This is a genomic window from Sphingomonas sp. R-74633 (genome assembly GCF_013416555.1).
Classification (GTDB): Bacteria; Pseudomonadota; Alphaproteobacteria; order Sphingomonadales; family Sphingomonadaceae; genus Sphingomonas.
In genome coordinates, this window is record NZ_JACCFG010000002.1 from 366,301 (window position 1) to 392,025 (window position 25,725).

Here is a 25,725-nt window from a genome sequence, read left to right on the forward strand (position 1 = left end):
GCTATTGCGAAGCGTTCTCAGAGTCAATTGCTAATGCGAGCGCTTCTTAGTTGCTTCACGTAGGCGCGGTGAAGCCGGCGTCGGCGGAGGGCCGCTACGGCGGTGGTACAACCCCTGCGTTCGCGGAGACGGCGTCTAGTCGAACACTACAGTAAGCGATTCCGCGAAGGGGCCGTTCTTGACGAGCTTGCCTGCCCCGCCCGGGGCCCGGCGGAGGTTGGGCCGCTTCAGGAGCGGCTTGAGCATCAGGTGCAGCGTCGCGCGGTTGATATGACGGCCGAAGCATTCGTGCAGATTATAACCAAAATGGATGTAATCGCTCGCGGGACGATGCGGATCGAAGCGCGCGGGGTCGGTGATCCGGCGCGGGTCCATCATCGCCGAGGCGAAGGCGGCGAGCACGGTGTCGCCTGCCTCGACCGGCGTTTCGTGGCTGGTGCCCGCCGCGATCACGCCATCGACCAGCACGTTGCGCGGCAGGCCGGGGGCGAGCGGATCGAAGCGCATCGCCTCGACGACATAGCCCCAGAGCAGATCGTCATCCCCTGCCCGCGCCGCTGCCTGCGCGCCGGCGAGTGCATCGGGGCGGCGCAGGAGCTGCTCCATCGCCTGGGGCACTACCATTGGCGGTTGCGGCGGCCCGCCGACGATGAAGCCCATCAAATTGGTGCGGATCTCGACATCGGAGAAGCCAGGCACGCCCTTCTTCTGCTGGGTGAGGCAGCGCGAGAGGATATCGTCCTTGCCGGGCGCGGCCTTTCGCTTGGCGATCTCGCTGTCGATATGCGCGCGCAGCGCCGGGGCGATCTGGTCGACATCGGCGCGGAGCGCAGGATCGCCCTTGGGATCGGCGAACTGGAACTCGAACAGCCGCGTTCCCCAGACGCGCAGGTCGCCGCCCACCGGCTCGGGCACGCCGAAATAGTCGGCGAGTACCGAAAAGGTCACCCGACGCACCAGCGTGTCGACCACTTCGACCCGGCCCGGTGCGGCCGCGACGATCGCCTCGGCCATCGCCTCGACCTTCTGGCCGAGCCCGGGCAGGTCGCCGGGGCGGACGACCATGCGCATCGCATCGGTGTCGCGGTGGTAGAGCGGCGTGTCCGCCATGCCGAGGAAGAAGGGCTCGCCGCCCATGATCACATCGAGCTTGGGCTTGTAGGGCGCGCCGAACACCGGATCGGTGCCGAACACTTCCTTCACGTCATCATAGCGCGAGGTGAGCGTCATCCCGCCGAACTTCACCACCGGCTTCCAGCGACGGAAAAAGGCGAAGGCATAGGGCATCAGCGCGAAGACCTTGCCCTCGATCCAGCGGGCCAGCCCCTTCTTGCCGGGGCGCAGCACGTCGCGCGAGGTGAGCGCGCTCACAGGCCGCTCAGATAGTTGAGCGCCGGCATGCTCGGCAGGAAGAAATATTCGCCGCCGGCCATCTGGACGAAGGTCTCGACTTCGATGATCCGGCGATAAGGCTCCTCCGGGATCGTCATCGTGCCCTTGGGGCCGATCAGCGGATCGGTCTCGTCATAGAGCACCGCGAAGTTCGGGTTGAGGATCCAGGTCTGCTGGACGAACTCGAACTGGCGGGTGATGTCGGTGTTGAGGCAGACGAACAGCAGTCCGCGGTCGACATCGTCAGGCGTCGGCGGGACGCTGATCGTCTTGCCATATTTCCGGCCGCGCCGAAGGATGCGGTGGTTGTTCGCCGCGTCGAGCAATGTCTGTTTGTCGGCCTCGGTCGGCGCCAGGCCGTCGCGCGGATTGGCACGGCGGACATGGCTGCCCATCGGGCAACCGGCGCCGTGGCGATCGCGGTCCCAGAAGCCGAAATCATTATTCTCGACCGGGATCGTCCCGCCGAGCGGACACAGCAGATTGCCGTGCGTGTCGCGCCCGACCACGCGCTCGGCGAGCCAGGTGGTGGTGACATGGCCCGAGCCTTCGGGATCACGCTCGCGGATATGCGCCGCGCCCGCGCGCATCGACTGCCAGAAGGCATAGACGTCTTGCTTCAATTCGCGGACGACCATGTAGCTGCCGTTCAGCCCGAGATCCTTGAAGCCGACTCCCTTGGGATGTTCGGGCAGGACCGAGGTGTCGCCGATGCCGTCGGCGACCACCGGGCCTTGCGCGATTTCATTGTGGCCGTTCAGATGCCCCATCAGGACCTCGCCGAGCGGCACGCCGTTCCAATAGTCCTTGGGGGCATTCTCGCCGGTCTTGTAGACGACGGTGCCGTCCTCGAACGGGATCGGCTGCGAGATGCCGTCGGCAAAGCCGAAATGCTCGCGGGCGATGCCCTGCTTGTCGAGCCGCAGGTCGAGCGGGAGCCGGTGGACGACAGCGACCTCAAGCGGGGCGAGCTTGTTGCTCACCTCGACGCACCAGGCCTCCGCCGCCTCGTCATGCTCGCAATAGAGGAGGAGGAGCGCGTGGACGGTCACCGGGGTCTTCACCCGCTCCTCGCGGATCTTTTCCCGATCGTCAAAGGCGCGCGCCCCCTCATCGACCGCGGCATCGTCGAGTGGAGTGTTGCCACTCCATTTGGGGCCGCCGGGGATCACCGTGCCCTGCCAGGCATCACCGCGCCGGTCGCCCAGGCGGCGCAGGCGGTCCTCCTGGAACATGCCTTCCTTGAAGGGGCGATCGAACGAGGCGAGCGCGTTGGCGTTGAGCCCCATCTTCTGGAGCCCCGACCAGGTGAAGCCCATCGCCACGGCGCGCGGATCGCGGCCATCGGCGTCGGACACCTTCGCGACTTCGGCCAGCGCCTTGAGCCAGGCGCCGCCGCCCTTCTTCTTCACGCCTTTCCAGCCAAGCTCGAGGAACAGCGCGCGCCCGGTGGGCAGGTCGGCAAAGCCGCTCACCACCAGGCCCTGTGCCTCGGTGTTGGTCGGCGCGGAGAGATGCCAGCTCGGCGCGTTGCCGCCCTCGCTCACAGGTCCATGATCCACGCGGCGGCCTCCTTCTCGCTGAGCTGCTTTTTGCGGAGGCCGCAGGCGATGCGGTAATTGCGCTCGACCTGCTCCGCGGTGAGATCCTTGTACGCCGAGTACCAGAAGCGGCTGACCGCCATCGAATGGCGTGCCCATTCCTTGAACTGGCGGCCATGGCTGGCGCCGTCCTTGACCAGGAAGCGCGTCGGCGGGAAGCCGACCCCGCAGCACCAGGCCAGGGTGAGGCCGGCATGCGCCTTCTCGATGAAGTCATCGAGATAGCTTTCCCAGGTCTGGTCGAAGTTCGAGAAGAACATCAACCGGCTATCGTTGTTGACCCGAGCCCAGTGCGCGAAGTGGATCGTGCGCATCGAGCCGAGATAGCCGTTGCGCGCGGCCTTTTGTGCCCGCAGCAGCAGATGCAGGCCGTGATGGCCGACCCGGATCAGGATCGCGCGCAGCACGCCCGGCTTGATCAGCACGAGCGAGCCCATGTGGTTCTGGGGGATCCAGTCCTCGCGCCGCGCCATTTCGCGCAGCATCTTGGGGTCGACCGGCGGGGCATCCTGCGAAGCGTCGCGCCGCTCGAGCCAGCGCAGCCAGACAAGGATGCCGGCAACCGTCACCGCGATGCTGGCGCCGCTCCACCCGGCCCAGATCGCCATGTCCCACCAGGCCGGCCAAAAGGCCTTTCCGCTGAGCCACGACCAGACCGGCGCCGAGACCGTCGCGGCGAGCGCGACATAGACCGCCACCGCGATCACCACGGGGATGAGCAGGTGCCGGAGGAAGAAGGTCAGGAAGCTGAACCGTGTCGGCGTCGCGGTGCCGGGCAGCGGCTTGCCCATCTCGTAGAGGATGCCGGTGAACACCAAGAACAGCGCGACGCAGAGCGTGACGTACGATTGCCAGACGAGCTGGCTCTTGAGGACCAGCCCGGGGATCGACAGCGCGAACACCACCAGCAGGACGAAGCCGGCGAGCCGGGCATAGTCGCTGAGGCTCTCGGCGAGCGGGATGCGGGCGGGCGCCTTCTGGTTCAGCCATCCGAATTGCGGCAGCAGCGCGCCGCGGATCCGGGCGTGGATCTCGGCCGCGGTCAGCTTGCGATAGGGGCTGGGGCCGCCGTCATTGCTGTGCGCCAGTTCGTTGCGCGTGGCGAGGAACAGCGTGCTCTCGTCGAGGATCCGGTCGCGCGTCATGCCGCGATTGCCGTGGTGGTAGACGGTCGGCGTGAGCGTCCGCGCCTCCAGATAGGGGGCGATCGGGGCGCGGCTGTCGGGCGCGGTCACCGCGTCGTAGAGCGCGCCGCAATCGTCGAGGGGGCGCTTGCAGCAGCGCAGGAATGCGCGGAGATCCGGGCCGATCGCCGCTTCGAGCTGCGCCCAGAACGGCCCGGGCGCGCCATCGAAATTGGCCTCGATCACGAAGAGCGGGTCATAGTCGAAGCCGGGATAGGCGGTGAGCGACATGAAGTGCACCGCGGGCACTGTCGTCAGGAAGTCGGCAAAGGGCCCGGTGCCGCCCGATGGGTTCTGGCTGCGCCGGTCGCGCAGCGCATCGAGCAGGCCCGAGAGGTGGTCGAAGCTTTCCGGCTTCACCTCCAGAGCCACGGATAACGTGGTTTGCCGCATCCCCTTACGCCCCCTCAAGCTTTGGCCGACTGTAGGGTCTGCATTTCGGTGAAGGATAGGAAATTTTCGACTTCGAGCCGAAGTGGACGCAACGTTCACCAATCGCGGCGATGTTGGCGCCACCAAATCGTCTTTCCACGACATGACACCGGTGGCATAAGGTCCGAAACAGGAGAGGATCGGCATGGACATCAGCAGGCGCGGTGCGTTCGGGGCAGTGTTGGCGGGAGGCGCGGCGGCGCTGCTTCGTCCGGACCAGGCGGATGCGACGCCAGTGGACGCTTCGGTCCCCGATTGGAAGCGCGGCTTCGACAACCAGCGGATCTGCGACCTGGGCGACGGGCGATTCCTCAACCCGCTGCTCGCCGGCGACCATCCCGATCCCGCCATCCTGAAGGACGGCGCGGACTATTACATGACCTTCTCCAGCTTCGATTCCTATCCGGGGCTGACGATCTGGCACAGCCGCGACCTGGTGAACTGGCAGCCGCGGGGCGCTGCGCTGACGAAGAATATCGGCGCGGTCTGGGCGGTCAGCCTGGAGAAGCACAAGGGCCGCTACTTCCTCTACATCCCCGTCAAGGCGAGCCCGAACTCGATCTTCGTGATCTGGGCGGATCATATCGACGGGCCGTGGAGCGATCCGATCGACCTGGGGCTGCACGCGCATATCGACCCCTGCCACGCGGTGGGCGAGGACGGATCGCGCTGGCTGTTCCTCTCCGGCGGCGACCGGGTGCGACTTTCGGAGGATGGTCTGTCCACTGCGGGGCCGGTCGAGCATGTCTACGACCCCTGGCACTATCCCGAGGAGTGGGATGTAGAAGGCTTCTCACCCGAGGGCCCGAAGATCCACCGCCATGGCGACTGGTTCTACATGATCACCGCGGTGGGCGGCACCGCGGGGCCGCCGACCGGGCATATGGTGATCGCGGCGCGCTCGCGCTCGATCCACGGGCCGTGGGAGCAATGCCCGGCCAATCCGCTGGTCCGCACGGTCTCGAACGACGAGGCTTGGTGGTCGCGCGGCCATGCCTCGCTGGTCGAGGCGCCTGACGGCAGCTGGTGGTCGATCTATCACGGCTTCGAGAACGGATACTGGACGCTCGGCCGCCAGGCGCTGCTCGATCCGATCGAATGGACCGCAGACGGCTGGTTCCGGATGAAGGGCGGCGACCTGTCGAAGCCGATCCGCAAGCCCAAGGGCGGCGCGGCGCTGCCGCACGGCCAACCGTTGTCCGACAGCTTCACGGGGCCGCTCGCGCTCGGGCAAAAGTGGAATTTCTTCAAGCCGGGTCCGGGCGAAGCGGATCGTGCATGCACCGAAGGTGGCGCGCTGGTGCTCAAGGCTTCGGGCAAGGCGCCGGTGGATTCCTCCCCGCTCCTGCTGATCGCCGGCGACACCGGCTATGAGTTCGAATGCGACATGGAGATCGCGCCGGGCGGCGTGGCCGGGCTGGTGCTCTTCTATGACGAGAAGCTCTATTGCGGGCTCGGCTTCGACGAGAAGAAGTTCGTGACGCACCAGTACGGCATCGAGCGCGGGCGCCCGGCCAATCCCTATGGCCGGCGCCTCAGGATGCGGGTGCGCAATGACAAGCACATCGTCTCGTTCCATCTGTCGGGCGATGACGGGAAGACGTGGAAGCGCTTCGATCGGGGAATGGAAGTGTCGGGATACCACCACAATGTGCGCGGCGGATTCCTGATGCTGCGGCCGGGGCTGTATTCCGCGGGTGCGGGCGAGGCGAAGTTCCGGGATTTCCGGTTCCGGGCGTTGTGAATTTCCGGAGCCTCAACCATTCTTCTTAGGCGTTCGCGATCGCGTCTATCCTAGAATGGCCGAAATTCGCATCTGGAGGGGGCGCCTTGGCCCGAAGGGTTTTCCGGTTCGATCCGAGGCTGGCGCTGGCCGCATTCCTGGCGCTGGGGATCGCGACGCCCTGTCTTGCGCAGGAGCCCAATTTCGCCCCTTCGTCCTGCGGCGCCGGCAAGCTTCCCCGCTATCCCCAGAATTTCGGTCGCGGCGTCCGCACGCACTACATCTTCAGCTACGGCCTGGACCGGGATATCGAGAGAATCCCCGTCGCCAAACGCGACATGTCAGTGGTGATCGAAATCAAGAAGGCGGCCGACGCGCGCGTCGCCGTCGCTGCCAGCAAACTTCCCGATATCATCGGGCGTGACCCGCGATATGATCCCGTCGGGATCTCGCAGGATGCCGTCGGGGTCTCGTCAGGCTATGAAGTGTCGGTCGACGCGAAGGCCTATGCGCATAGCGCGCAGGAACTCGACCGGGAATTCGCCGCCCTGTGCACGATCTTCTCGGAATATGGATATGACATACTGGACCTGCAGATCCGCACCGATGAAGAGGAATATGCTCTGCAGCGGCGCGAGGCCCTGGACTTCCGCCGCTGGGGGCATGCTTTCCTGCTGAACATCCACGAGGAAGAAGTGGAGATCTTCCTCAGGGGCGACTGGAAGACGCTCGGATTCGACTTCTTCCAGATTCCCACGGCGTTCTCGCGGATCAGGGAGCGGGATTTCAACTGCGGATATGTCGATGCCGACGACCCGCTGGAGGATCACGTCCACTGCGAGATCGGCGTGCTCGCCACCTCCGCAGCTGGCCCGGAATATGCGCGGGGCACGATGGACTTCGTTCGCAATCGGGACCGCGCAAAAGGCCCGATCGGCATGCTCATGATCTGGCAGGAGTCGCTGGCGAACATCCTCGTCAACTAGCGCAGATGCGGCAGCCGCCATTCGCCGAACAGCGCGGCGGTGCGCAGCGCGAAGATGGCGAGGCCACCGATCGCGCCGGCAAGGTCTTGGCGGAGCTTGAAGCGGTGGACGAGAACGACGATCAGCGTTGCCCCGGCCACTGCGGCGGTGGCGTAGAAATCCTCGTGCAGCACGGTCGGCACCCGGGCGATCAGCACGTCGCGGAGCATGCCGCCGCCACAGCCATTGACCGTCGCGATGATCACGACCGACGCGCCGTTGAGCTTGTAATCGAGGCATTTGCGCGCGCCCGCGACCGCGGCGAGCGCGAGGCCGCCGCCTTCGAACACATCGACGAGCAAGGGCGGGGTGAAATTGCCGACGCGACCGAGGATCAGCGACGCGACGACGACCGCGACGGTCGCGGCGACCGCCAGCGCGGCATAGCGCCAGTCGCGGAAGGGCGCGGGCGGATGCTCGCCGAGCAGCAGGTCGCGGATCACCGCTCCGCCGACCGCACCGACGAACGACAGCACGAGGATACCGAACAGGTCGAAATCCGCCTGCACTGCGGTCAGCGCGCATTCGACGGCGAGGACGAAAGTCGCGGCGAGATCGACGCCGTCGAGCACCTTGTCGCGAATACGGTCCACGGCGAGATCGTCGAGTTTCATCGCGGGCTCCTTCCGGATGGGCCGTGCGCGCGAGACTAATGGGATGCGGCGCGCTTCTCAACCGGTGACGCCCGCGCTAGGCTCGTCCCGGCATGGGCAAGAGGCGCATATTGATCGTCGGCGGGGGCACCGCGGGGTGGCTGACCGCCGCCTATCTCGCGCGCTTCCTCGACCTGGCGGACAATGCGCAGATCGAGATCACGCTGCTCGAATCACCCGAGCTCGGCATCATCGGCGTGGGCGAAGGCGCGTTCCCGACGATCCGGACGACGCTGCAATTCCTCGGCATCGACGAGACGCGCTTCATCCGATCGGCCTCCGCCACGTTCAAGCAGGGTATCCGCTTCAACGACTGGCTGCACGCGCCCGCAGCCGACGGCACGCGGCACCATTACCTCCATCCGTTCGAGGCGCCCTTCTATACCGAGGGGACCAGCCTGGTGCCCTATTGGCTGCTCCAGGACGAGCGCGCCCGCGTGCCCTTTGCCGAAGCGGTGACGATCCAGAACCGCGTCGCCGAGAACCAGCGCGCGCCCAAGAAACAGGGTGAGGGCGAGTATTCGGGCCCGCTCAACTATGCCTATCATTTCGACGCGTCGCGGCTCGCCAAAGTGCTGCAGGCGCGCGCGATCGAGCTGGGGGTGCGGCACGTCAGCGGGCTGCTCACCGATGTCGCGCTGGACGCGGACGGCGCGATCGCCCGGGTCAACACGCGCGAGCTGGGCGCGCTGGAAGCGGACCTCTATGTCGATTGCTCGGGCTTCCGGGCAGAGCTGATCGGCAAGGCGCTGGGCGCGCCTTTCAAGTCGGTGAAGCATGTGCTGTTCACCGACCGGGCACTGGCCTGCAAGATCCCCTATGCCGATCCCGACGCGCCGATCGAGAGCTTCACGATCGCGACCGCGCACGACGCGGGCTGGACCTGGGACATCGGGCTGGAGGGCGCGCGCGGGATCGGGACGGTCTATTCCTCGACGCACATGTCCGACGACCAGGCCGAAGCGGTGCTGCGGGCCTATGTCGGGCACGACGCCTACAAGGCGCGGATCATTCCGTTCGAGCCCGGCTATCGCGAGGCGCAATGGGTGAAGAATTGCGTGGCAGTGGGGCTGTCGGGCGGGTTCCTCGAGCCACTGGAATCGACCGGCGTGGTGCTGATCGAGGCGGCAGTGGCGATGATCGCCGAGCTGTTCCCGCATAACGGCCCGGTCGATGCGCCGGCGAAGCGCTTCAATGCGCTGATCACCGGGCGCTTCGAGCGGATCATAAACTTCCTCAAGCTTCATTATTGCCTGAGCCGGCGCGACGAGCCCTTCTGGCGCGACAATGCCGATCCGGCTTCGATCCCCGAGGGGCTGCAGGAACTGCTCGCGCAATGGCGCCACCGGCCGCCGGGACGCTTCGACTTCCTGCTCGACCTCGAGAGCTTCGCCTTCTTCAACTACCAGTACATCCTCTACGGGATGGACTATCGCACCGACCTGTCGGGCGGGCGCGGCGATTTCCCCAACATGGCGGCAGCGGAGAAGCTGTTCGCGCGGATCCGCGGGTTTTCCGAGCAAGCGACGGCGGACCTGCCGACGCACCGGGCGCTGATCCGGGCGATCAACGCGGGGTAAACTGCCCGCCCCGCGTCACGCAGGCGGGACGGGCAGCCGGGGGGGCTCAGGCGGTGGCGAGCTTGGGGTCGAGCGCGTCGAGCTCGCCGCTGGCGCGGGCCTTGCGGCCATAGACCGCTTCGAACAGCGGGGTCGCCATCACCGTGGTGATGATCGCCATCAGCACCAGCATCGAGAAAAGCGTGGGGCCGATGATGCCCTTTTGCAGCCCGATGTTGATGATGATCAGCTCCATCAGGCCGCGCGAATTCATCAGCGCGCCGATGCCGAGCGCGGTGCGATTGTCTTCGCCGGCGAGGCGGGCGGCGCCCCAGCAGGCGCCGAACTTGGCGAGGACCGAGACGATAAGGATGCCGAGCGCGATCGCCAGCAGCTCGACCGAATTGACCATGTCCATCCGGGTATTGAGCCCCGAATAGGTGAAGAACATCGGCAGCAGCAGGACGACTGCAAGCGGCTCGACCTTCTTCTTGAGCTCGGCGACGAACAGGCCGCGCGGCATGCACACGCCCATCAGGAAGCCGCCGAAGATCGCGTGGATGCCGATCGCGTCCATGATGAAGGCCGAGGCGCAGAACAGCATCATCGTGACGGCAAGCATCGCGCTGCTCATCTCGCCGCGTTCCTCGACGATGCGGCCGAGCGGGGCGAGGAGCTTGCGACCCCAGAGCAGCATGAAGCCGGTGTAAATTATGGCGCCGCCGATCGCGAGCACCGCCACGCCGGGGCCGGCGCCGAAGGTGGCGAGGACGAGCGCGAGGACGCACCAAGAGGCAGCATCGTCGAACGCGCCGGCAGTCAGCGACAGCGTGCCGAGCGAGGAGTTGGCCAGCCCCTGCTCGTTGATGATGCGCGCAAGCATCGGGAAGGCGGTGAGCGCGATGCAGGCGCCCATGAACAGCGTGGCGTTCGCCTGGCTGATGCCGGGGGTGAACAGGCCGGGCACGGTGAGCAGGAACGGCGTGACCAGGGCGGCGAGCAGGAACGGCGCAACGATGCCCGCGGCCGAGACGCCCGCGGCGCTCTTCGCCTTGGACTTGAAGTGATCGAGCTGGAGCGTGAGGCCGACCATGAACATGTAGAGGCCGACGCCCAATTGCGCGCCGGTGTAGAGCAAATTGCGCGTCTCCTTGGGGAAGACCGCGAGCTGGAGATCGGGGAAGAACAGACCGAACAGCGACGGGCCGAGGACCACGCCGGCGATCATTTCGCCTACCACCTGGGGCTGCTTGAGTAGCTTCTGGCCGAGCCAGCCGACCACGCGGCAGGCGAGGATGATGATCGCGAGCTGCAGGAAGAAATGGACGCTGAAATCGCCCGGCGCATAGCTTTTCGCAGCGTTCACCGCGGGGCCGTGCGGGCTGAGTACATCGGTCAGCGCGTGCCAGGCACCAGTCAGCAGATCGAGCATGAAACCTCCCCCAAATTCCCTTTGCGCGGCCGCTTTTCGGCCTGTCGCGTGGCTTGAGGGAGCAAGCCGCGGCGGGCCTGCGCAACCGCAAAGTGCGGCACCCCCCGGATTTTTCCGGCGCCCGGGCGCTTTATGTTGCAACGGGCGCACACAGTAGTAACGTACCTACATGACAACGCGGACAATCTAGGTACGTAGGTACAATATGAAGGTCATAACCAGCCGCGAATTCAACCAGGATGTGAGTGCCGCCAAGCGAGTCGCGCGCACCGAACCGTTGTTCGTCACCGATCGCGGGCGCCCTACCCATGTGCTGATGAGCATCGACCAGTTCCGTGCGCTGACCGGCCAGCGCGAGAGCATCGTCGACCTGCTCGCCCTGCCCGCCGGCATTGCGGATGCCGCGCTGGCACCGCCGGAGCGCTGGTGATGTTCCTGCTCGACACGCCGATCCTGTTCGAGCTGCGCAAGGCGAAGTCGGGCGGCGCCGAGGCGGGGCTCACCGCCTGGGCATCGCGGGTGGCGCGCGAGCGGCTGTTCCTCTCAGCGATCAGCCTGGTCGAACTCGAGACCAGCGCCGCCGAGGCCGCGCGGCGTGACAAGGCGACGGGCGCGGTGCTGCGCGCGTGGATCGACGAGCAATTGCTCCCGGCGTTTGACGGCCATGTCCTGCCGCTCGATGCCGCGGTCGCGCGCCGGCGCGGGCAGCTGGCGATCACCGAGACGCGCGATGCGCTGTTCGCGGCCACCGCGCTCGAGCATGGCCTGACGCTGGTGACGCGCAACACCGCAGCCTTTCGCGGCGCGCGGGTCAAGCTGTTCGATCCGCACGGCTATACCGAGGATGCCGATGAGGGCGACTGGCGCGATGCGGCAAGAACCGGTCCGCTTTGGCTCAAGAACCTGTTCGTCCGCGCCTAAGTCCAAAAGCTTTGCTGCAACCCTTTTAGGGGCGCGCGCGTAGTTTCACCTTCACCAACTAGTTAGACACTCTGTGGCAAGGGAGTTGCCATGGTACCCAAGCTGAAGCCGATCTTCCATGCGCTTGCGCCGCTTTTGCGGGGCGAAAAGCAGCGCCAGACCGCCGTCGACAAGGTCGACAGCGCCAGGAGCAAGCAATCGCCCGAGCTGCTGGCGATCGTTGAGGAAGTGGCCGCGCTGTTCGGTACCGAGATGGGCATCGCCACGCTGATCGACCGCCAGAGCCAGCACGTCCTGGTCTGCCATGGCGGCGATCTCGATTCGGGGCCGCGCGACATTTCGTTCTGCGGCCACACCATTGCACGCCCCGACGAAGTGATGTGCGTGTTCGACGCTGCGAATGATCCGCGCTTCGCCGGCAATCCGCTGGTGCTCGATACCCCGCATATCCGCTTCTATATCGGCGCGCCCTTGCTCTCGCCCGAGGGCGAGGCGCTCGGCGCGCTGTGCGCGATAGATTCGCTGCCGCGGATGAAGCTGCTGCCCGAGCAGAGCAAGCGGCTGCGCGAACTGGCCGACAAGGCAGCCGCGCTGCTAGCGGTGCGAAACTAGACGCTCTCGCGGCGGAAGTTGTTGTTTCGCAGCACGTCGTTCACGCGCTGCACCAAGTCGTCCGGCTCGAAGGGCTTGACCAGATAGTCGTTGGCACCGGCACCCATTGCGTCGTCGATCTCCGCCTCACCGCCCCTGGCGGACAGCATCAGGATCGGGGTGAGGTAGAGCGCAGGCAGCCGGCGCAGCGCCTTGAGGATATCGCTGCCCTGCATGCCCGGCAGCGACTGATCGAGGATCACCAGATCGGGCTTCTTGAAGGCGATGGTATCGAAGGCGAGCGTGCCGTGGTGGATCACGCCGACGATATGCCCGGCGCGGCTGAGCACCTGTTGCACCACCGCCCCGACCAGTTCGTCATCCTCGACATAGATGATCCGGGCCATGGCTCAGCCCTTCGCCAGCATCTCTTCGACGCGGAAGACGAGCTCGTCCGGGTCGAAGGGCTTTTTGAGATAGTCGTTGGCACCGGCGAAGCGCGCCAGCTCCTCGTCGCGATCGCCGCGGCGGCCGGTGAGCATCATGATCGGCAGATCGGCGAAATCGGGCATTTTCCGCAGCTCCTGGACAAGGAGAACGCCCGAGAGCTCCGGCATGTTGCAATCTAGTATCACCAGATCGGGGCGACGCGCCTTGATTACGCGCAGCGCCTCGGCACCGTCCTGGACAAGGCCTGCGCCGTGCCCCGCCGCGATGAGCGCATCGCGGGCGATCTCGCCCACGATTTCATCGTCATCCGCAATGATGATCCGCGCCATTCGTTCTTCTCGCCCAACTCTAATCTAAATTATAACGCGGGGAGTGCATTTGGTTGCAGCTCCGTGCCGATTTTTGTGCCGTTCGCGTCTTTCCCGCGTTTTGCTGGGAGAGCGCGGAAGGGTGCGTTAACGCTCTTTCCCTAACCGGGGGAGCAGCTGGACAGGAGGCTTGCCGATGGCAGAGATACTGACGCGCCGGTCGCACTGGATCCTGGCCGCCGCGCTCGCCCTGCTCGCCTGCTCCGCCGCTTCGGGCATCTGGCTGTTCGCGCAGAAGCAGAGCGCGGACAATTGGGTGCGCCACACCTTCCAGGTCGCCGACCGGCTTTCGCACGTTCGCATCCTGACGCTGCGCGCCGAAGTCTATCGGCGCGGCTATCTGCTAACGGGCGATCCCGAGGCGCGCGCGAATATCGACGCCGTCCGCCGCGAGCTGCCCGGCGAAGTCGCCGCGCTGCAGGAAATGACCGGCGACAATCCCGTCCAGAACCAGCGCATCGCCTATCTGGCCGGGCTGATCCAGCAGCGGCTGGTCGAAACCGAGCAAACGCTGCGGATGCGCGGCGCCAACCGTGCGGCCGAAGCCACCACGATCCTCGCCAGCGACGCCAACCGGCACGAAACCGCGCGGATGCTCACGCTGATCCGACAGATCCGCGCCGAGGAAGAGCGGCTGATGCAGCAACGGCTCGCGCGCGCGCACGGATATGAAGGACCGATCCAGGTCGCCGGCCTACTCAGCGGGCTGCTGGTGCTGCTGCTCGCCTATCTGATCGCGCGCGAGCGGCGCGAGCGAATGGAAGTGCTGCGCGATGCCAATCGCCGCCTGCACGGCGACATTGCGCGGCGCGAAGTGGTCGAGGCCGAGCTAGCCCTGCTCGCGATGAATGCCACCGACGCAGTGCTGCGCTTCGATCTCAACGGCTGCTGCATCTATGCCTCCCCCTCGACCGAGCCCGTGCTCGGCGTCGAGCCGGCGCATGTGCTGGGCAAGCAGATCGGCTTTGGCGTTTCGGCCGAGCATCGCGACGAGATGTTCGAGTTCCAGCATCTGCTCACCACCGGCGAGGTGGAGCGCGGCGTGATCACCTATCGGACCCACCCGATCGAGGAAACGGCAAGCGCGCAATGGGTGGAGGCGCATTGCGGGCTGGTCCGCGATCCGGCCACCGGCGAGCCGCGCGAGATCATCGCTTCGCTGCGCGACGTCACCCGCCGCAAGCAGCTCGAGCATGAACTGGAAGCCGCACGCGAGCGGGCCGAGGCGGCGGTGCAGGCCAAGTCGAGCTTCCTGGCGAATATGAGCCACGAGATCCGCACGCCGATGAATGGCGTGCTGGGCTTTGCCGACCTGCTGCTCGCCAGCGACCTGCCGCCCGAGCAGAATCGCCAGGCGCAGCTGATCGTCGATTCGAGCCGGGCGATGATGCGGCTGCTCAACGATATTCTCGACCTGTCCAAGATCGAGGCCGGCCAGATGGAAGTCCATGCCGAGCGCGTCGACCTGGGCCACGCGCTGAAGGGCTGCATCAAGCTGATCGAGCCTGCCGCCGCGCAGAAGGGGCTGGCGCTCGCCTTTGAGGTGGACCCTGCCCTGCCCCGCTTCGTGCTGGTCGACGGCCTTCGCTTGCGCCAGGTCGCGCTCAACCTGCTCGGCAATGCCGTGAAGTTCACTGGGCAGGGCAGCGTCACGCTCAGCGCACATCGCAGTGAGGGCGAGGACGGCACCGCGCGGATCGACATCGCGGTCAGCGATACCGGCATCGGCATCCCGCCCGACCGCCACGCCGCAATCTTCGAGCAGTTCGTCCAGGCCGAGCAATCGACCGCGCGCCGCTATGGCGGGACCGGCCTGGGGCTGGCGATCAGCAGCCGGCTTGCGTCGCTGATGGGCGGCGAGCTCGGGCTGCGCAGCACGCAGGGCGAAGGCAGCGTGTTCACGCTGTGCCTGCCGCTCGCCGCCGCCGAGGACGGCGAGGCCGGCGTGGTGACCCCCTCGGGTCCAGAAGGCCCGGCACGGACGCTGCGCCTGCTCGTGGCCGAGGATCACGACGTCAACCAGCTGCTGATGCAGGAGATGCTCGGCCGGCTGGGCCACAAGGTGACCATCGTCGCCGATGGCGCGCGCGCGGTGGAGCTGGCGGTCAGCGCGAATGCGGAGGGCGAACCGTTCGACCTGGTGCTGATGGACATGCAGATGCCGGTGCTCGACGGGATCAGCGCGACGCGCGCGATCCGCGCCGCCGGGCTGTCGGCACAACGGCTGCCGATCCTGGCGCTGACTGCAAACGCCTATGCCGACGACATCGCCGCCTGCCTCGAGGCAGGCATGCAGGCGCATCTCGCCAAGCCGATCCAGCTCGCCGAGCTGGGCGCGGCGATCGATCGCTGGGCATCGCCCGCGCCCGAGGCGCCGCCCGTCCCCGCAGAGCCTGCCGGCACCGAAGCGGGCCTGACCCTTTCGCCCGCGCTCTGGGCCAAGTTCGCCGCGCGCCGGGCCGAGCTGCTCGCCGCCGCCGAGGGGTTCGTCGCGAATGGCGGCGCGGACGATGCGGAGAACGAGGCGCTGCGCGGGCTGCTCCACAAGTTCGCCGGATCGGCGGGGCTGTTCGGCCAGGCGGCGCTGGGCAGCAAGGCATCGGCGCTCGAGGACGCACTGGAAGTAGCGCCGGCGGGCGAGCGGGCCGGCCTTACTGACGATTTCCTGACGGCACTTCGGGCCGCGTGAAGGGATCGCTGCCGGGCGGCGGCAGATTCCCGTAGCGATCCCCGGCACTGAACGCATTCTGGGTGATGTGTCGATATTCCGGGAAATGTTCGAGAATGGCCTGGTCGACCTCGGCATCAAAATAGCCGAGATCCCATTTGCCGAGCCATGGCAGCAATGGCTTCACTTGGCGGGTAACAGGCGCATTGGTGATCTCCACCGTCATGCCGAGCAAGCGGATGCCAGGCAGGATCGCCTCCCCCGGCCCAACCAGCGCGGAATGCAGCGTGCGCGGATTGGCGATGTCGTCGAACCAGGCGAACGCCGGATAATGGCCCGGCGCGACTCGGCGGGCGCCGCGCAGCCCCGCCAGTTCCCGCACCTCGGCCATGCGCTGCGGGTGCCAAGCGTCCCCGATCAGCGCGGGATCGGGATGGGACAGCAGATCGTCATAGCTTGCCAGCAACATCGGCAACGCGCCGTCGCTCTGGTCCCACTGCAGCACCGCGAAGAGACGCTTGCCGCCAGGCAACGCCACCGGCACTGCCTCGCCCTCCAGGTTCCAGCGCAGTCCCTGCGCCTCGGGGCCGGGAAAGGCCGGGCTGTAGTAGGAATGGATCGCGCTGACGCCGGATCCGGCGCGCTTGCCGCCGGGCGTATCCAGCGCAACGCTCAACCGATAGCGGAGAGCAGGTCCGCGATATCCGCACCCGCCGAGTGGCAGCGATACCGCGCCAAGCAGCCCTGCGCAGAACCCACGCCGACACCAGCCCCTCGCCATCGCCTGCATGACCGCCCTCCTGCACCGCATTTCTGGCGCGACGCCCCTTAACGCTTCGCAACACACGCCCCGAAACCGCTCAAAAAGCCTCAAACACAGACATGTGCGCCGCCGCGGCCAGCTTCAATCTGTCGCTCCAATGCAACAGTTTGCATCAATCGGAAATTGTAAACGGTTCCAGTCGATTCAGCCCGATTGACAGACGGTTGGATGATGATAGCGATAACATCGGGGAGGCACCCTGCCCGCCCTGAAATAAATAAAAAGTTGCGCCTAATAAGGCGGCACTGAGGAGGGGTTATGAGAAGCTTGAGGCATTCGCCTATACTTGCGCGTTCCGCATCCATTTTGGCCGTTGCTGCCGGGCTTGCGCTGCCCAGCCTTGCTCATGCGCAAGCCGACAACGCTGTCAGCACTGCCCAGACCGCCGATAGCGGCGGCCAGGAAGCGACGCAGGACGACGGCACGATCGTCGTCACCGGCATCCGCGCCAGCCTTGAACGCTCGATCCAGATCAAGCGCGAGGCCCCGGGCATCGTCGACGCGATCTCGGCCGAGGACATCGGCAAGTTCCCCGACACCAACCTGGCGGAATCGCTCCAGCGCATCCCGGGCGTGTCGATCAACCGCACCAACGGCGAAGGCTCGCAGGTTACCGTGCGCGGCTTCGGCCCGACCTACAATATGGTCACGCTGAACGGCCGCCAGCTCGCCACCGCGGCCGTGTCGGTGGTCGGCGGCGACCAGAATTCGGACGGTGCCCAAGGCACTAGCCGCTCGTTCGACTTCTCGAACCTGGCGACCGAAGGCGTGCGTACGCTCGAAGTCTACAAGACCGGCCGCGCGGCCGTTCCCTCGGGCGGCATCGGCGCGACGATCAACGTCGTCTCGCGTCGCCCGCTCGACGACAAGAAGAGCGGCTTCAACGGCAGCATCGGCGCCAAGGCGGTGTATGACACCAGCGTCAACGACTGCCTCGACTGCGGCTCGAAAGTAACGCCGGAGTTTTCGGGCGTGCTGAGCTGGAGCGATCCGGACCAGCGCTTCGGCGCGATGCTGTTCGGCAGCTATCAGAAGCGCAACTATACTTCGATCGCCGCCACGTCGAACGACTGGAACATCATCCCGTACAGCACATTCCTGACCGGCGGCTTCGCCCGCTCGGCCGGTGCGTGCCCGGCGGGAACGACGACCCCGACCCCGACCTGCACCGTGGTCAATAACGCGCCGACCAACCCGAACCAGCTCGTCGCGATCCCGAACGACAGCCGCTATCACTATGCCGAGGGCACGCGCGAGCGCATCAACGGCCAGGCAGTGGTGCAGTTCAGGCCCACCGACGCGCTGACGATCACCGCCGATGCGCTCTATGCGCAGAACAAGCAGGCGGAGACCCGTTCGGATCTCTCCAACTGGTTCAGCCGTCCGTTCGACGTGGTGACCTTCGACGGCAACACCACCGTCGCCACTGCGCAATATCTGCACGAGACGATCAACGGCCAGAAGGACGAAGGTTTCGAGGCCCAGTCGCGCGCGCAGAAGGGCAAGCTCGAGGATTACGGCCTCAACCTCGAATGGGAGATGGCGAGCAACTTCTCGCTGAAGGTCGACGGCCATATCTCGACTTCATCGAGCACCCCGGACAACGCCAATGGCAACTCATCGACGCTGGTCGGCATGGGTGCCAACGTGGTCGCGGCGCACTCGGTCGATTACTCCAACGGCATCCCGCAGCAGGACATCACCCTTGGCGCGAGCGGCCCGCTCGACGTCAACGATGTCGGCTCGCAGGTCGGCCGCACCTTCCGCTCGACGCAGCGCCAGAAGGTGAAGGAGCTGCGCGCGGACTTCGGCTGGGATTTCGGCGGTGACAGCCGTTTCGATTTCGGCGGCAACTACCGCACCACCGACATGCACCAGACCTTCGTCGCCACGCAGCAGACGCTGGGCGACTGGGGCATCACCAGCCCGGGCGACGTCAATGCACGGGCACCGGGTGCGCTCACGGCCTTCTGCCTCGAGTGCAAGTTCGACAAGTTCAATCCGGGCGGCGATCCCGAATCGCAGCTCGCCTTCCGCGGCGTGGCGTCGGATCTCTACTCGATCCTCTCGCCTTATTATGCCGGCCTCGGCAAGGCAGTGGGCGTCACCGCCAGCCAGGACAACCGGGTCAAGGAAGAGATCTGGGCGGCCTATGGCCAGCTGACCTGGAAGGGTGAGCTGGGCGGTGCGCCGGCGCGCCTCGTCGCGGGCGTCCGCTATGAGCACACCAAATCCGAGACCACCTCGCTCGAGGCGATCCCGGCGGGTATCGCCTGGGTGTCGGACAACGACTTCACGGTGTCGATCTCGAACCAGACGCAGTTCGTCAACGATGGCGGCAGCTACGACAACATCCTGCCGCAGATCGATTTCCAGGTCGAATTCCTGCCCAACATGATTGGCCGCCTGTCGTACAGCAAGACGATCGCCCGGCCGAACTACAACAACCTGTACACCGCGACCACCGTGGGCGGGCCGCCGCGCCCGACCTTCAATGGCGGCATCCCCGGCGCAACGACGGGCAATGCCCGGCTGAAGCCGCTGGAATCGGATAACTTCGACGCCTCGCTGGAATGGTATTTCAAGCCGGACAGCTATGTGTCGGTCGCGTTCTTCGACAAGCGGGTGCGCAACTTCATCGGCAACGGGCAGTTCACTTCCGACCTGTTCGGCCTTCGGGATCCGAGCTCGGGGGCGGCGGGCAGCCGCTCGGGTAGCGCCAGGACGGCGCTGACCGGTCTCGGCGCCGATACGAGTGACGCAAATCTGTTCGTCATGTCGGCGCTGATCCAGGCGACTGGATCCGTGGCCGCCGCGACTGCGCAGTTCAACGCCAACTACAACCCGGTAACGCGCCAGCTCAGCGATGCCTTCGTCCAGTCGGTCAACAACACCTATGACCTGAGCGGGAACGCCAGCGATCCGCTCTACCAGTTCCAGGTGACGCGACCGATCAACAACAAGGACGCCGAGATCTACGGTGTCGAGCTGGCGGGCCAGTATTTCCTCGGGAATACCGGCCTCGGCATCGCGGCAGCGTACACGCTGGTGCGCGGCGACGTGGGCTTCAACATCGGGGCCAACCCGGCGGAAGACCAGTTCGCGCTGCTCGGCCTCTCGGACACGTTCAGCGGCACGCTGATCTACGAGAAGCACGGCCTCTCGGCGCGCGTGGCCTATAACTGGCGCGACAAGTTCCTTTCGGGGATCAACCGCCAGGGCTCGCGCAACCCTGAGTATACCGCGCCCTTCGGCCAGCTCGATGCTTCGTTCAGCTACGAGATCACGCCGCAGATCGCGATCACGCTCGAAGGCATCAACCTCACCGAAACCGCGGTGCGGACCTATGCCCGCGACGAGAAGGAACTGTGGTTCGCGCAGGAGCTCGACCGGCGCTTCCTGCTCGGTGCGCGCTTCAAGTTCTGACGCTCGCACGATCGTAAAAGGGGGACTGGGGGCCGTCGCCATGTGCGGCGGCCCCTTTCTCTCGGATTGAGGCCTGCATCGCTTTGCGCCATGCTGGCCTCCCTCAAAGCTGGACCTTCCCGATGCCCCGACCGGTCGCCCTCGACAATGTCGCCCATGCCGATCTGCGCGTCGCGCTGCGTCACGGCGCCGCGCACGGCGACGCGGTCAACCAGGCGCTGATCTTCCCGACCGAGTTCGCCGAAGCCCAGCGCGAATTCGCCATCCTATTCCGCCGCGACCCGAAGGAGGGTCTCCAGGCGGTCGCCCTGCTCGGGCTCGACCGCGACGAGAATCTCTTCCTCGACGGTGACCGCTGGACCAGCCGGCATATCCCGCTGATCCTCCAGCGCGGGCCCTTCCTGATCGGGCTGAACCCGGAGGGCGGCGCACCGACCATCCAGATCGACCTCGACGATCCCCGCGTCGGCGCGACGGACGGTGAGCCGCTGTTCCTGCCGCATGGCGGACAGACCCGCTATCTCGATCATGTCGGCAAGCTGCTCGCCGCAATCCATGTCGGCATGGGCGACGCCCCGGCGATCTATGCTGCGTTCGACGCGCTCGGGCTTATCCAGCCGGTAGCGTTGGAACTGATGCTCGACGACGAGCGCCGTTACGTGATCCACGACCATGAGGTGCTGTCGGCGGAGAAGCTCGCCGCGCTTGGCCCGGACGCGCTCGACCAGCTCAACCGCGCCGGCCACCTCGGCACCGCGTTCCTGCTCGTCGCCTCACTCGGCAACATGGCGCAGCTGATCGAGCGCAAGCGTCAGGCGCCGGCGTGAACGCGCTCGCGGCCAGCGCCCCGCGGGTCCGCGAGCTGCACGGCGTTTCGCTGGATGCCATTCCCTATGCCGAGCTGCTGGCGGGCCAGACGCCGGTGATCCTGCGCGGCGTCGCCCGCGACTGGCCGTTGATCGCCGCCGCGCGCGAGTCCGACAGCGCAGCGATCGCCTATCTGGAACGCTTCGATGCCGGCCAACCGGTGGTCGGCTTCACCGCGGCGCCGGAGATCGCCGGCCGCTTCCACTACAATGAAGCGCTGACCGGCTTCAATTTCGAGGGCGCCCGGGTCGGGATGACCGACTTTCTCGAGCGGATCCGTACGGGCTTCGACGTCCCTGCCCCCGACAGCTTCTATATCGGCTCGACCGACCTCGACCGCTATCTCCCCGGCTTCCGCGCCGAGAACGACCTGCCGCTGGACGATCCGATGTTCGCGCACGGCGTGCTCGCCAGCATCTGGATCGGCAACCGCACCACGGCACAAGCGCATCACGACATGTCGCACAACATGGCGGTGTGCGCGGCGGGCCGCCGGCGCTTCACCCTGTTCCCGCCCGACCAGATCGCCAACCTTTACCCGGGCCCGCTTGAGCCGACGCCGGGCGGCCAGGTGATCTCGATGGTCGATTTTGCTGCACCCGATTTCGTGCGGCATCCGCGCTTCGAGCAAGCGATCGCCGCCGCACAGATCGCCGAGCTGGAGCCGGGCGACCTGCTCTTCTACTCCGCGCTCTGGTGGCATCATGTCGAGGCGCTCGAACGCTTCAACATTCTCGTCAATTACTGGTGGAACGAGGCGCCGGCGTTTCTCGACACGCCGCAGACCAGCTTGCTCCACGCGATGCTGAGCCTGCGCGACCGATCGGATGCCGAGAAAGCGGGGTGGAAGGCGATGTTCGACTATTATGTCTTCGGCCCCGCCGGCCAGGCCGCGGCGCATCTGCCGGAGCACGCCCGGGGACCGCTCGCGCCGATCGACGCGACGCTGGCGCGGCGGCTGCGCGCGCAGCTGATCAACAAGCTCAATCGCTAGGGGAATGGGGATGGACCAGGCACCGGTCAGGCGCGTCGTGATCGCGGGCGGGGGCACCGCGGGCTGGATCGCGGCGGCGGCGCTGATCAAGTTGCTCGGGCCGCTGATCGAAGTCACGCTGGTCGAAAGCGACGAGATCCCGACGATCGGCGTCGGCGAGAGCACGATCCCGACCGCGCGCACCTTCCACCAGCTGCTCGGCATCGATGAGCGCGAATTCCTGCGCGACACGCGCTCGACCTTCAAGCTGGGCATCCTCTTCCAGGACTGGGCGCGCGAGGGCGACCGCTACATCCACAGCTTCGGCCAGATCGGCAAATCGACCTGGATGGGCGACTTCCACCATTTCTGGATGCAGGCGCGCGAGGAAGGCTGGGGCGGCGAGCTTGGGGATTATTGCTTCGAGCTGCAGGCGGCCAAGGCCGGTGTGTTCGCCATCCCCGAACAGGGGCATATCAACTATGCCTATCACCTCGATGCCGGGCTCTATGCCCGCTTCCTGCACGGCTTCGCCGAGCCGTTGGGCGTCACGCGCATCGAGGGGAGGATCGAGGGCGTCGAGCAGCATCCCGAGACCGGCTTCGTCACGGCGCTCACGCTTGCCTCGGGCGCGCGGATCGAAGGCGATCTGTTCCTAGACTGCACCGGTTTCCGCGGGCTGCTGATCGAGCAGACGCTGCAGGCGGGCTATGAGGATTGGGGGCATTGGCTACCCACCGACAGCGCGATGGCGGTGCAGACCGAGTCCGTCGGCCCCGCCGTGCCCTATACCCGCGCAGTCGCGCACCAGGCCGGCTGGAACTGGCGCATCCCGCTCCAGCACCGGGTGGGCAATGGGCTGGTCTATGCGAAGGACTTCCTCGACGATGACGGCGCCCGCGCGCTGCTCGACAGCAGGATCGAGGGCGAAAAGCTGATCGAACCGCGGATCATCCGCTTCAAGGCCGGGCGCCGGCGCAAGATCTGGGACAAGAACGTGATCGCGCTCGGGCTCGCCAGCGGGTTCGTCGAGCCGCTCGAATCGACGAGCATCCATCTGATCATGATCGCGGTCACCCGGCTGGTGCAGCTTTTCCCGTTCGGCGGCGTCGGCGAAGGCGTGGCGGCGCGCTTCAACGAGCTCAGCCGCGCCGAGATCGAGAAGATCCGCGACTTCATCGTGCTCCACTATCATCTGAACCAGCGCGCGGATGGCGGCTTCTGGGACCAGTGCCGGACGATGGCGATCCCTGACAGCCTTGCCGAACGCATCGAAGCGTTCCGCGACGGCGCGATCGCCTGGCAGGCATCGGACGACCTGTTCCGCGTCGACAGCTGGGTGCAGGTGATGCTCGGCCAGCGGCTGGAGCCGCGCAGCTACCATCATATGGGCCGGATGATCGTGGAAGGCGAACTGCAGACTGCGCTCGGCAAGCTCAAGTCCGACATCGCCCGAACCGTGGCGCAGATGCCGGCGCATCAGGCATTCCTGGAGCGCTATGTTGCGGGGTGAGATTCTCCAGCCGGAACAGGATTGCCACCGGAACGGACTGCATAGAATGCATGAGCTATTGTAGTACAGTTACGTGTGCTCATCGATATTTACATGCAAAACTTCACAATCCGCCCCAATAGACTGATCCAAATTGGCGGATATCTAAACGTTTCGTTCGCCGAACAACTTGCAACGGTATAGCCTGCCCCGCATCAGCTATGGGGGGACACATGGCACACTGGAAGTTGCTTGGGGCAGCAGCAATCGTAGCCTCGGCGGCGATGCCTGCCGCCGCGCAAACCACCGCATCACTGGATGAAGCGCGCTTGCGCGCCGCGATTGCCGAGGCCGAATTGGCACGCGATGCTGCGGCGGCCGCGTTGAAGAAAGCGGACGACGCGATCGCGTTGCTGAAGCGTGCGCTACCCGATCCGCCTGCGGCGCTGGCGGCGCAAGCATCCGGACCTGCGCAGCCGCCCCTATATCGAACCAGCGAGGTTACCCTCCCGGCCGATTGCGACAGACCCGGCAAGGATAAATCGATCGGAGCCTATATGCTCCCACCACCGCCGCCGCCCGCCCTCGATTCCAGGCAAGTCGACAAGGACAAGGACAGCGGCAAGCAGAAGAAGGAAGCCTCATATGATCCGAGCGAGGTTGGCTCCGACCGAGGCGTCAACGCCTTCGTCTATCACTGCCTGGGACTGACACGGGCGACCGACTACGAAACGATCACCAATCTCAGTCTGCAATTCACCGGTACCAAGTCGAACGACAAGGCAGAACTGGTGATTGGCCGCACCGCACGCGCGATAAAATGGGCTAAGGCGAGTGACGGTAGCGACGGAATTGTCTCGACCTATAATCTCTATCGGCTCGGCACTTTCGGAAGCGCGGGCTCGAACGGCGAAGTGCCACTGGTGGACCTCACCACATCCAATTTTGCATCCGGTATCGGCGTGCTCGCAGGGTTCGAATGGGGCCGCACGCGCGCAGTCCCCTTGACCAAATGGCGCACCGATATCCATGACGGGATAGCCAAGGCACGACAGGAATGTATCGCCGCTCACGCCGTCATTGATCCGCTGACAGACCCGAACGCTACGTCGGACCAACCGCCACTGCTCGCCGCGAATCCACTGCCCTCATGCGAGGGGAAGGCGCTCGCGACGTGGATGTCTGATTCCAAGCGAGCCAATCAATATTGGAATGACATCGTCGCACCCCTCTGGGGATACAAGAAAGATCCCGAAATATTCATGGGCGTCGAGGGCCGCTATGCCTTTCAGGATCTCAGCTATTATCCGGTGAAGGACCCAAAAACCAACACGGTGATCGCCACGACGTGGCCTGCGGCGGTGGAGATTCACCCCGAGCCCTATTCGGTCAAACTCTATGGCGGTTTTAACTGGCAGGTGGGGTCTGAGAAGCATCGCATGGCAACGCTGGGACTTACCGGATCATTGAGCTATCGCCGTGAAGTCGATTTTATCGACGGCACCGCTGGAAAAACGATCTGTATGCCAGCGGCCACCGGCGCCAACTTCGAAATCTGCGAAACCGACAAGAGGCTCGCCCCGCCTTACAGCACAACCGGCTTTGTCGGCGGCGTTGCACTGAATCTGCAATTCAAGCGCTTCTGGTATCTGCCGCCAATCGCCCTTTCCCCGCGCCTTACCTACGCCGTAGACACGAAGCGCTTCGGCTACGAGGTGCCGGTATTCCTGTTGACGGACGACAACGGCAAGCTGAACAGCGGCTTCAAATTCACTTGCCGCCTGAAAGGTGAGACGCCGGAGGGATTCGAGCTCAAGAGGAGCTGCAACATCAACCTGTTCATCGGCGGCAGCTTCGGGATCGGCCAGACGCCCTGATCGGCGCTGCGCGTTCGCAGGCGGGCGGGGCCTTGCCGAATCCTGGATAGGGGAATCCGGGGCCTGCAATGCCACGGCTCCAGTGGACCAGCACGTCGCGCTCGGCGCGATCGCGACCAGCATCGCCTGTATCCGGCATTTCGCGCCCCCACTGACGGGTCTTGCCGCCAGGACGCGAGCGAGGGCGGGAACCGCGATTTCGCGTTTCCGATGTCACGTAGATAGCGCAATCTCCATGGGGTCGCCCTGGCCTTCTCCGGGATCGTCG

At 65.7% G+C, this 25,725-nt stretch carries 20 protein-coding genes; 12 read left to right on the forward strand and 8 right to left on the reverse strand.

Annotation, left to right across the window (positions count from 1 at the left end; genetic code table 11):
- Positions 1 to 135: 135 nt before the first annotated feature.
- Genes HZY97_RS07965 through HZY97_RS07975 form a run of 3 tightly spaced genes read right to left on the reverse strand, consistent with a single transcriptional unit; the run spans position 136 to position 4,549 of the window.
- Complete coding sequence (locus tag HZY97_RS07965; RefSeq protein ID WP_180142313.1) at positions 136 to 1,371, reverse strand: cytochrome P450; 1,236 nt, start codon at positions 1,369 to 1,371, stop codon at positions 136 to 138.
- Entirely contained in the window at positions 1,368 to 2,954 is a 1,587-nt protein-coding gene (locus HZY97_RS07970) for a hypothetical protein (RefSeq protein WP_180142316.1), read from the reverse strand. Before HZY97_RS07970 ends, HZY97_RS07965 begins: the two co-directional genes overlap by 4 nt.
- Entirely contained in the window at positions 2,936 to 4,549 is a 1,614-nt protein-coding gene (locus tag HZY97_RS07975; RefSeq protein WP_180142318.1) for a hypothetical protein, read from the reverse strand. The genes HZY97_RS07970 and HZY97_RS07975 overlap by 19 nt, the downstream gene beginning before the upstream one ends.
- A 205-nt stretch (positions 4,550 to 4,754) precedes the next feature.
- Between HZY97_RS07975 and HZY97_RS07980 the strand changes: the two genes are divergently transcribed.
- Entirely contained in the window at positions 4,755 to 6,353 is a 1,599-nt protein-coding gene (locus HZY97_RS07980) for a family 43 glycosylhydrolase (protein ID WP_180142321.1), read from the forward strand.
- A gap of 86 nt (positions 6,354 to 6,439) precedes the next feature.
- Positions 6,440 to 7,318, forward strand: coding sequence for a hypothetical protein (locus HZY97_RS07985; protein ID WP_180142324.1), 879 nt, complete (start codon positions 6,440 to 6,442; stop codon positions 7,316 to 7,318).
- Here HZY97_RS07985 and HZY97_RS07990 read toward each other — a convergent pair.
- Positions 7,315 to 7,971, reverse strand: a complete 657-nt coding sequence (locus HZY97_RS07990; protein WP_180142327.1) for a trimeric intracellular cation channel family protein — start codon at positions 7,969 to 7,971, stop codon at positions 7,315 to 7,317. The two genes, HZY97_RS07985 and HZY97_RS07990, sit on opposite strands and share 4 nt — an antisense overlap.
- Before the next feature lie 92 nt (positions 7,972 to 8,063).
- On the opposite strand from HZY97_RS07990, the gene HZY97_RS07995 reads away from it, so the two are divergent.
- Positions 8,064 to 9,590 carry a tryptophan halogenase family protein gene (locus HZY97_RS07995; protein ID WP_180142328.1) on the forward strand — a complete coding sequence of 509 codons (1,527 nt, stop codon included), beginning with the start codon at positions 8,064 to 8,066 and terminating at the stop codon, positions 9,588 to 9,590.
- Positions 9,591 to 9,636: 46 nt separating this feature from the next.
- On the opposite strand, the gene HZY97_RS08000 is transcribed toward HZY97_RS07995, so the two are convergent.
- The gene (locus HZY97_RS08000; protein ID WP_180142331.1) at positions 9,637 to 11,001 is read right to left on the reverse strand and encodes a cation:proton antiporter; all 1,365 of its coding nucleotides are present in this window, start codon (positions 10,999 to 11,001) and stop codon (positions 9,637 to 9,639) included.
- A gap of 205 nt (positions 11,002 to 11,206) precedes the next feature.
- Here HZY97_RS08000 and HZY97_RS08005 point away from each other — a divergent pair, with 205 nt between their 5' ends.
- The 3 genes from HZY97_RS08005 (at position 11,207) to HZY97_RS08015 (ending at position 12,534) form a co-directional block, all read left to right on the forward strand.
- Positions 11,207 to 11,431 carry a type II toxin-antitoxin system Phd/YefM family antitoxin gene (locus HZY97_RS08005; protein WP_180142333.1) on the forward strand — a complete coding sequence of 75 codons (225 nt, stop codon included), beginning with the start codon at positions 11,207 to 11,209 and terminating at the stop codon, positions 11,429 to 11,431.
- Positions 11,431 to 11,922, forward strand: coding sequence for a type II toxin-antitoxin system VapC family toxin (locus HZY97_RS08010; protein WP_180142336.1), 492 nt, complete (start codon positions 11,431 to 11,433; stop codon positions 11,920 to 11,922). The genes HZY97_RS08005 and HZY97_RS08010 overlap by 1 nt, the downstream gene beginning before the upstream one ends.
- A 90-nt stretch (positions 11,923 to 12,012) precedes the next feature.
- Positions 12,013 to 12,534: a GAF domain-containing protein gene (locus HZY97_RS08015; RefSeq protein WP_180142339.1), complete on the forward strand. Its 522-nt coding sequence runs from the start codon at positions 12,013 to 12,015 to the stop codon at positions 12,532 to 12,534.
- On the opposite strand, the gene HZY97_RS08020 is transcribed toward HZY97_RS08015, so the two are convergent.
- Both HZY97_RS08020 and HZY97_RS08025 read right to left on the reverse strand, forming a co-directional pair.
- Entirely contained in the window at positions 12,531 to 12,920 is a 390-nt protein-coding gene (locus HZY97_RS08020; RefSeq protein WP_180142342.1) for a PleD family two-component system response regulator, read from the reverse strand. The genes HZY97_RS08015 and HZY97_RS08020 overlap by 4 nt on opposite strands.
- Positions 12,921 to 12,923: 3 nt before the next feature.
- A complete protein-coding gene (locus HZY97_RS08025; protein ID WP_180142343.1) occupies positions 12,924 to 13,292 on the reverse strand; it encodes a response regulator in 369 nt (122 codons plus the stop codon).
- Positions 13,293 to 13,467: 175 nt separating this feature from the next.
- Between HZY97_RS08025 and HZY97_RS08030 the strand changes: the two genes are divergently transcribed.
- The gene (locus HZY97_RS08030) at positions 13,468 to 16,020 is read left to right on the forward strand and encodes an ATP-binding protein (RefSeq protein WP_180142346.1); all 2,553 of its coding nucleotides are present in this window, start codon (positions 13,468 to 13,470) and stop codon (positions 16,018 to 16,020) included.
- On the opposite strand, the gene HZY97_RS08035 is transcribed toward HZY97_RS08030, so the two are convergent.
- Positions 15,983 to 16,789 (reverse strand): hypothetical protein, encoded by an 807-nt coding sequence (locus HZY97_RS08035; RefSeq protein WP_180142350.1) that lies wholly within the window; start codon positions 16,787 to 16,789, stop codon positions 15,983 to 15,985. The genes HZY97_RS08030 and HZY97_RS08035 overlap by 38 nt on opposite strands.
- A gap of 291 nt (positions 16,790 to 17,080) precedes the next feature.
- On the opposite strand from HZY97_RS08035, the gene HZY97_RS08040 reads away from it, so the two are divergent.
- From HZY97_RS08040 to HZY97_RS08060, 5 genes are all read left to right on the forward strand, one after another.
- Positions 17,081 to 20,248, forward strand: a complete 3,168-nt coding sequence (locus tag HZY97_RS08040; protein WP_180142353.1) for a TonB-dependent receptor — start codon at positions 17,081 to 17,083, stop codon at positions 20,246 to 20,248.
- Positions 20,249 to 20,370: 122 nt separating this feature from the next.
- Positions 20,371 to 21,075, forward strand: a complete 705-nt coding sequence (locus tag HZY97_RS08045; RefSeq protein ID WP_180142356.1) for a SapC family protein — start codon at positions 20,371 to 20,373, stop codon at positions 21,073 to 21,075.
- A complete protein-coding gene (locus HZY97_RS08050) occupies positions 21,072 to 22,109 on the forward strand; it encodes a cupin-like domain-containing protein (RefSeq protein WP_180142359.1) in 1,038 nt (345 codons plus the stop codon). Before HZY97_RS08045 ends, HZY97_RS08050 begins: the two co-directional genes overlap by 4 nt.
- 10 nt (positions 22,110 to 22,119) lie before the next feature.
- Complete coding sequence (locus tag HZY97_RS08055; RefSeq protein ID WP_180142361.1) at positions 22,120 to 23,601, forward strand: tryptophan halogenase family protein; 1,482 nt, start codon at positions 22,120 to 22,122, stop codon at positions 23,599 to 23,601.
- Positions 23,602 to 23,813: 212 nt separating this feature from the next.
- Positions 23,814 to 25,457, forward strand: coding sequence for a hypothetical protein (locus tag HZY97_RS08060; protein ID WP_180142363.1), 1,644 nt, complete (start codon positions 23,814 to 23,816; stop codon positions 25,455 to 25,457).
- Positions 25,458 to 25,725 lie beyond the last annotated feature (268 nt).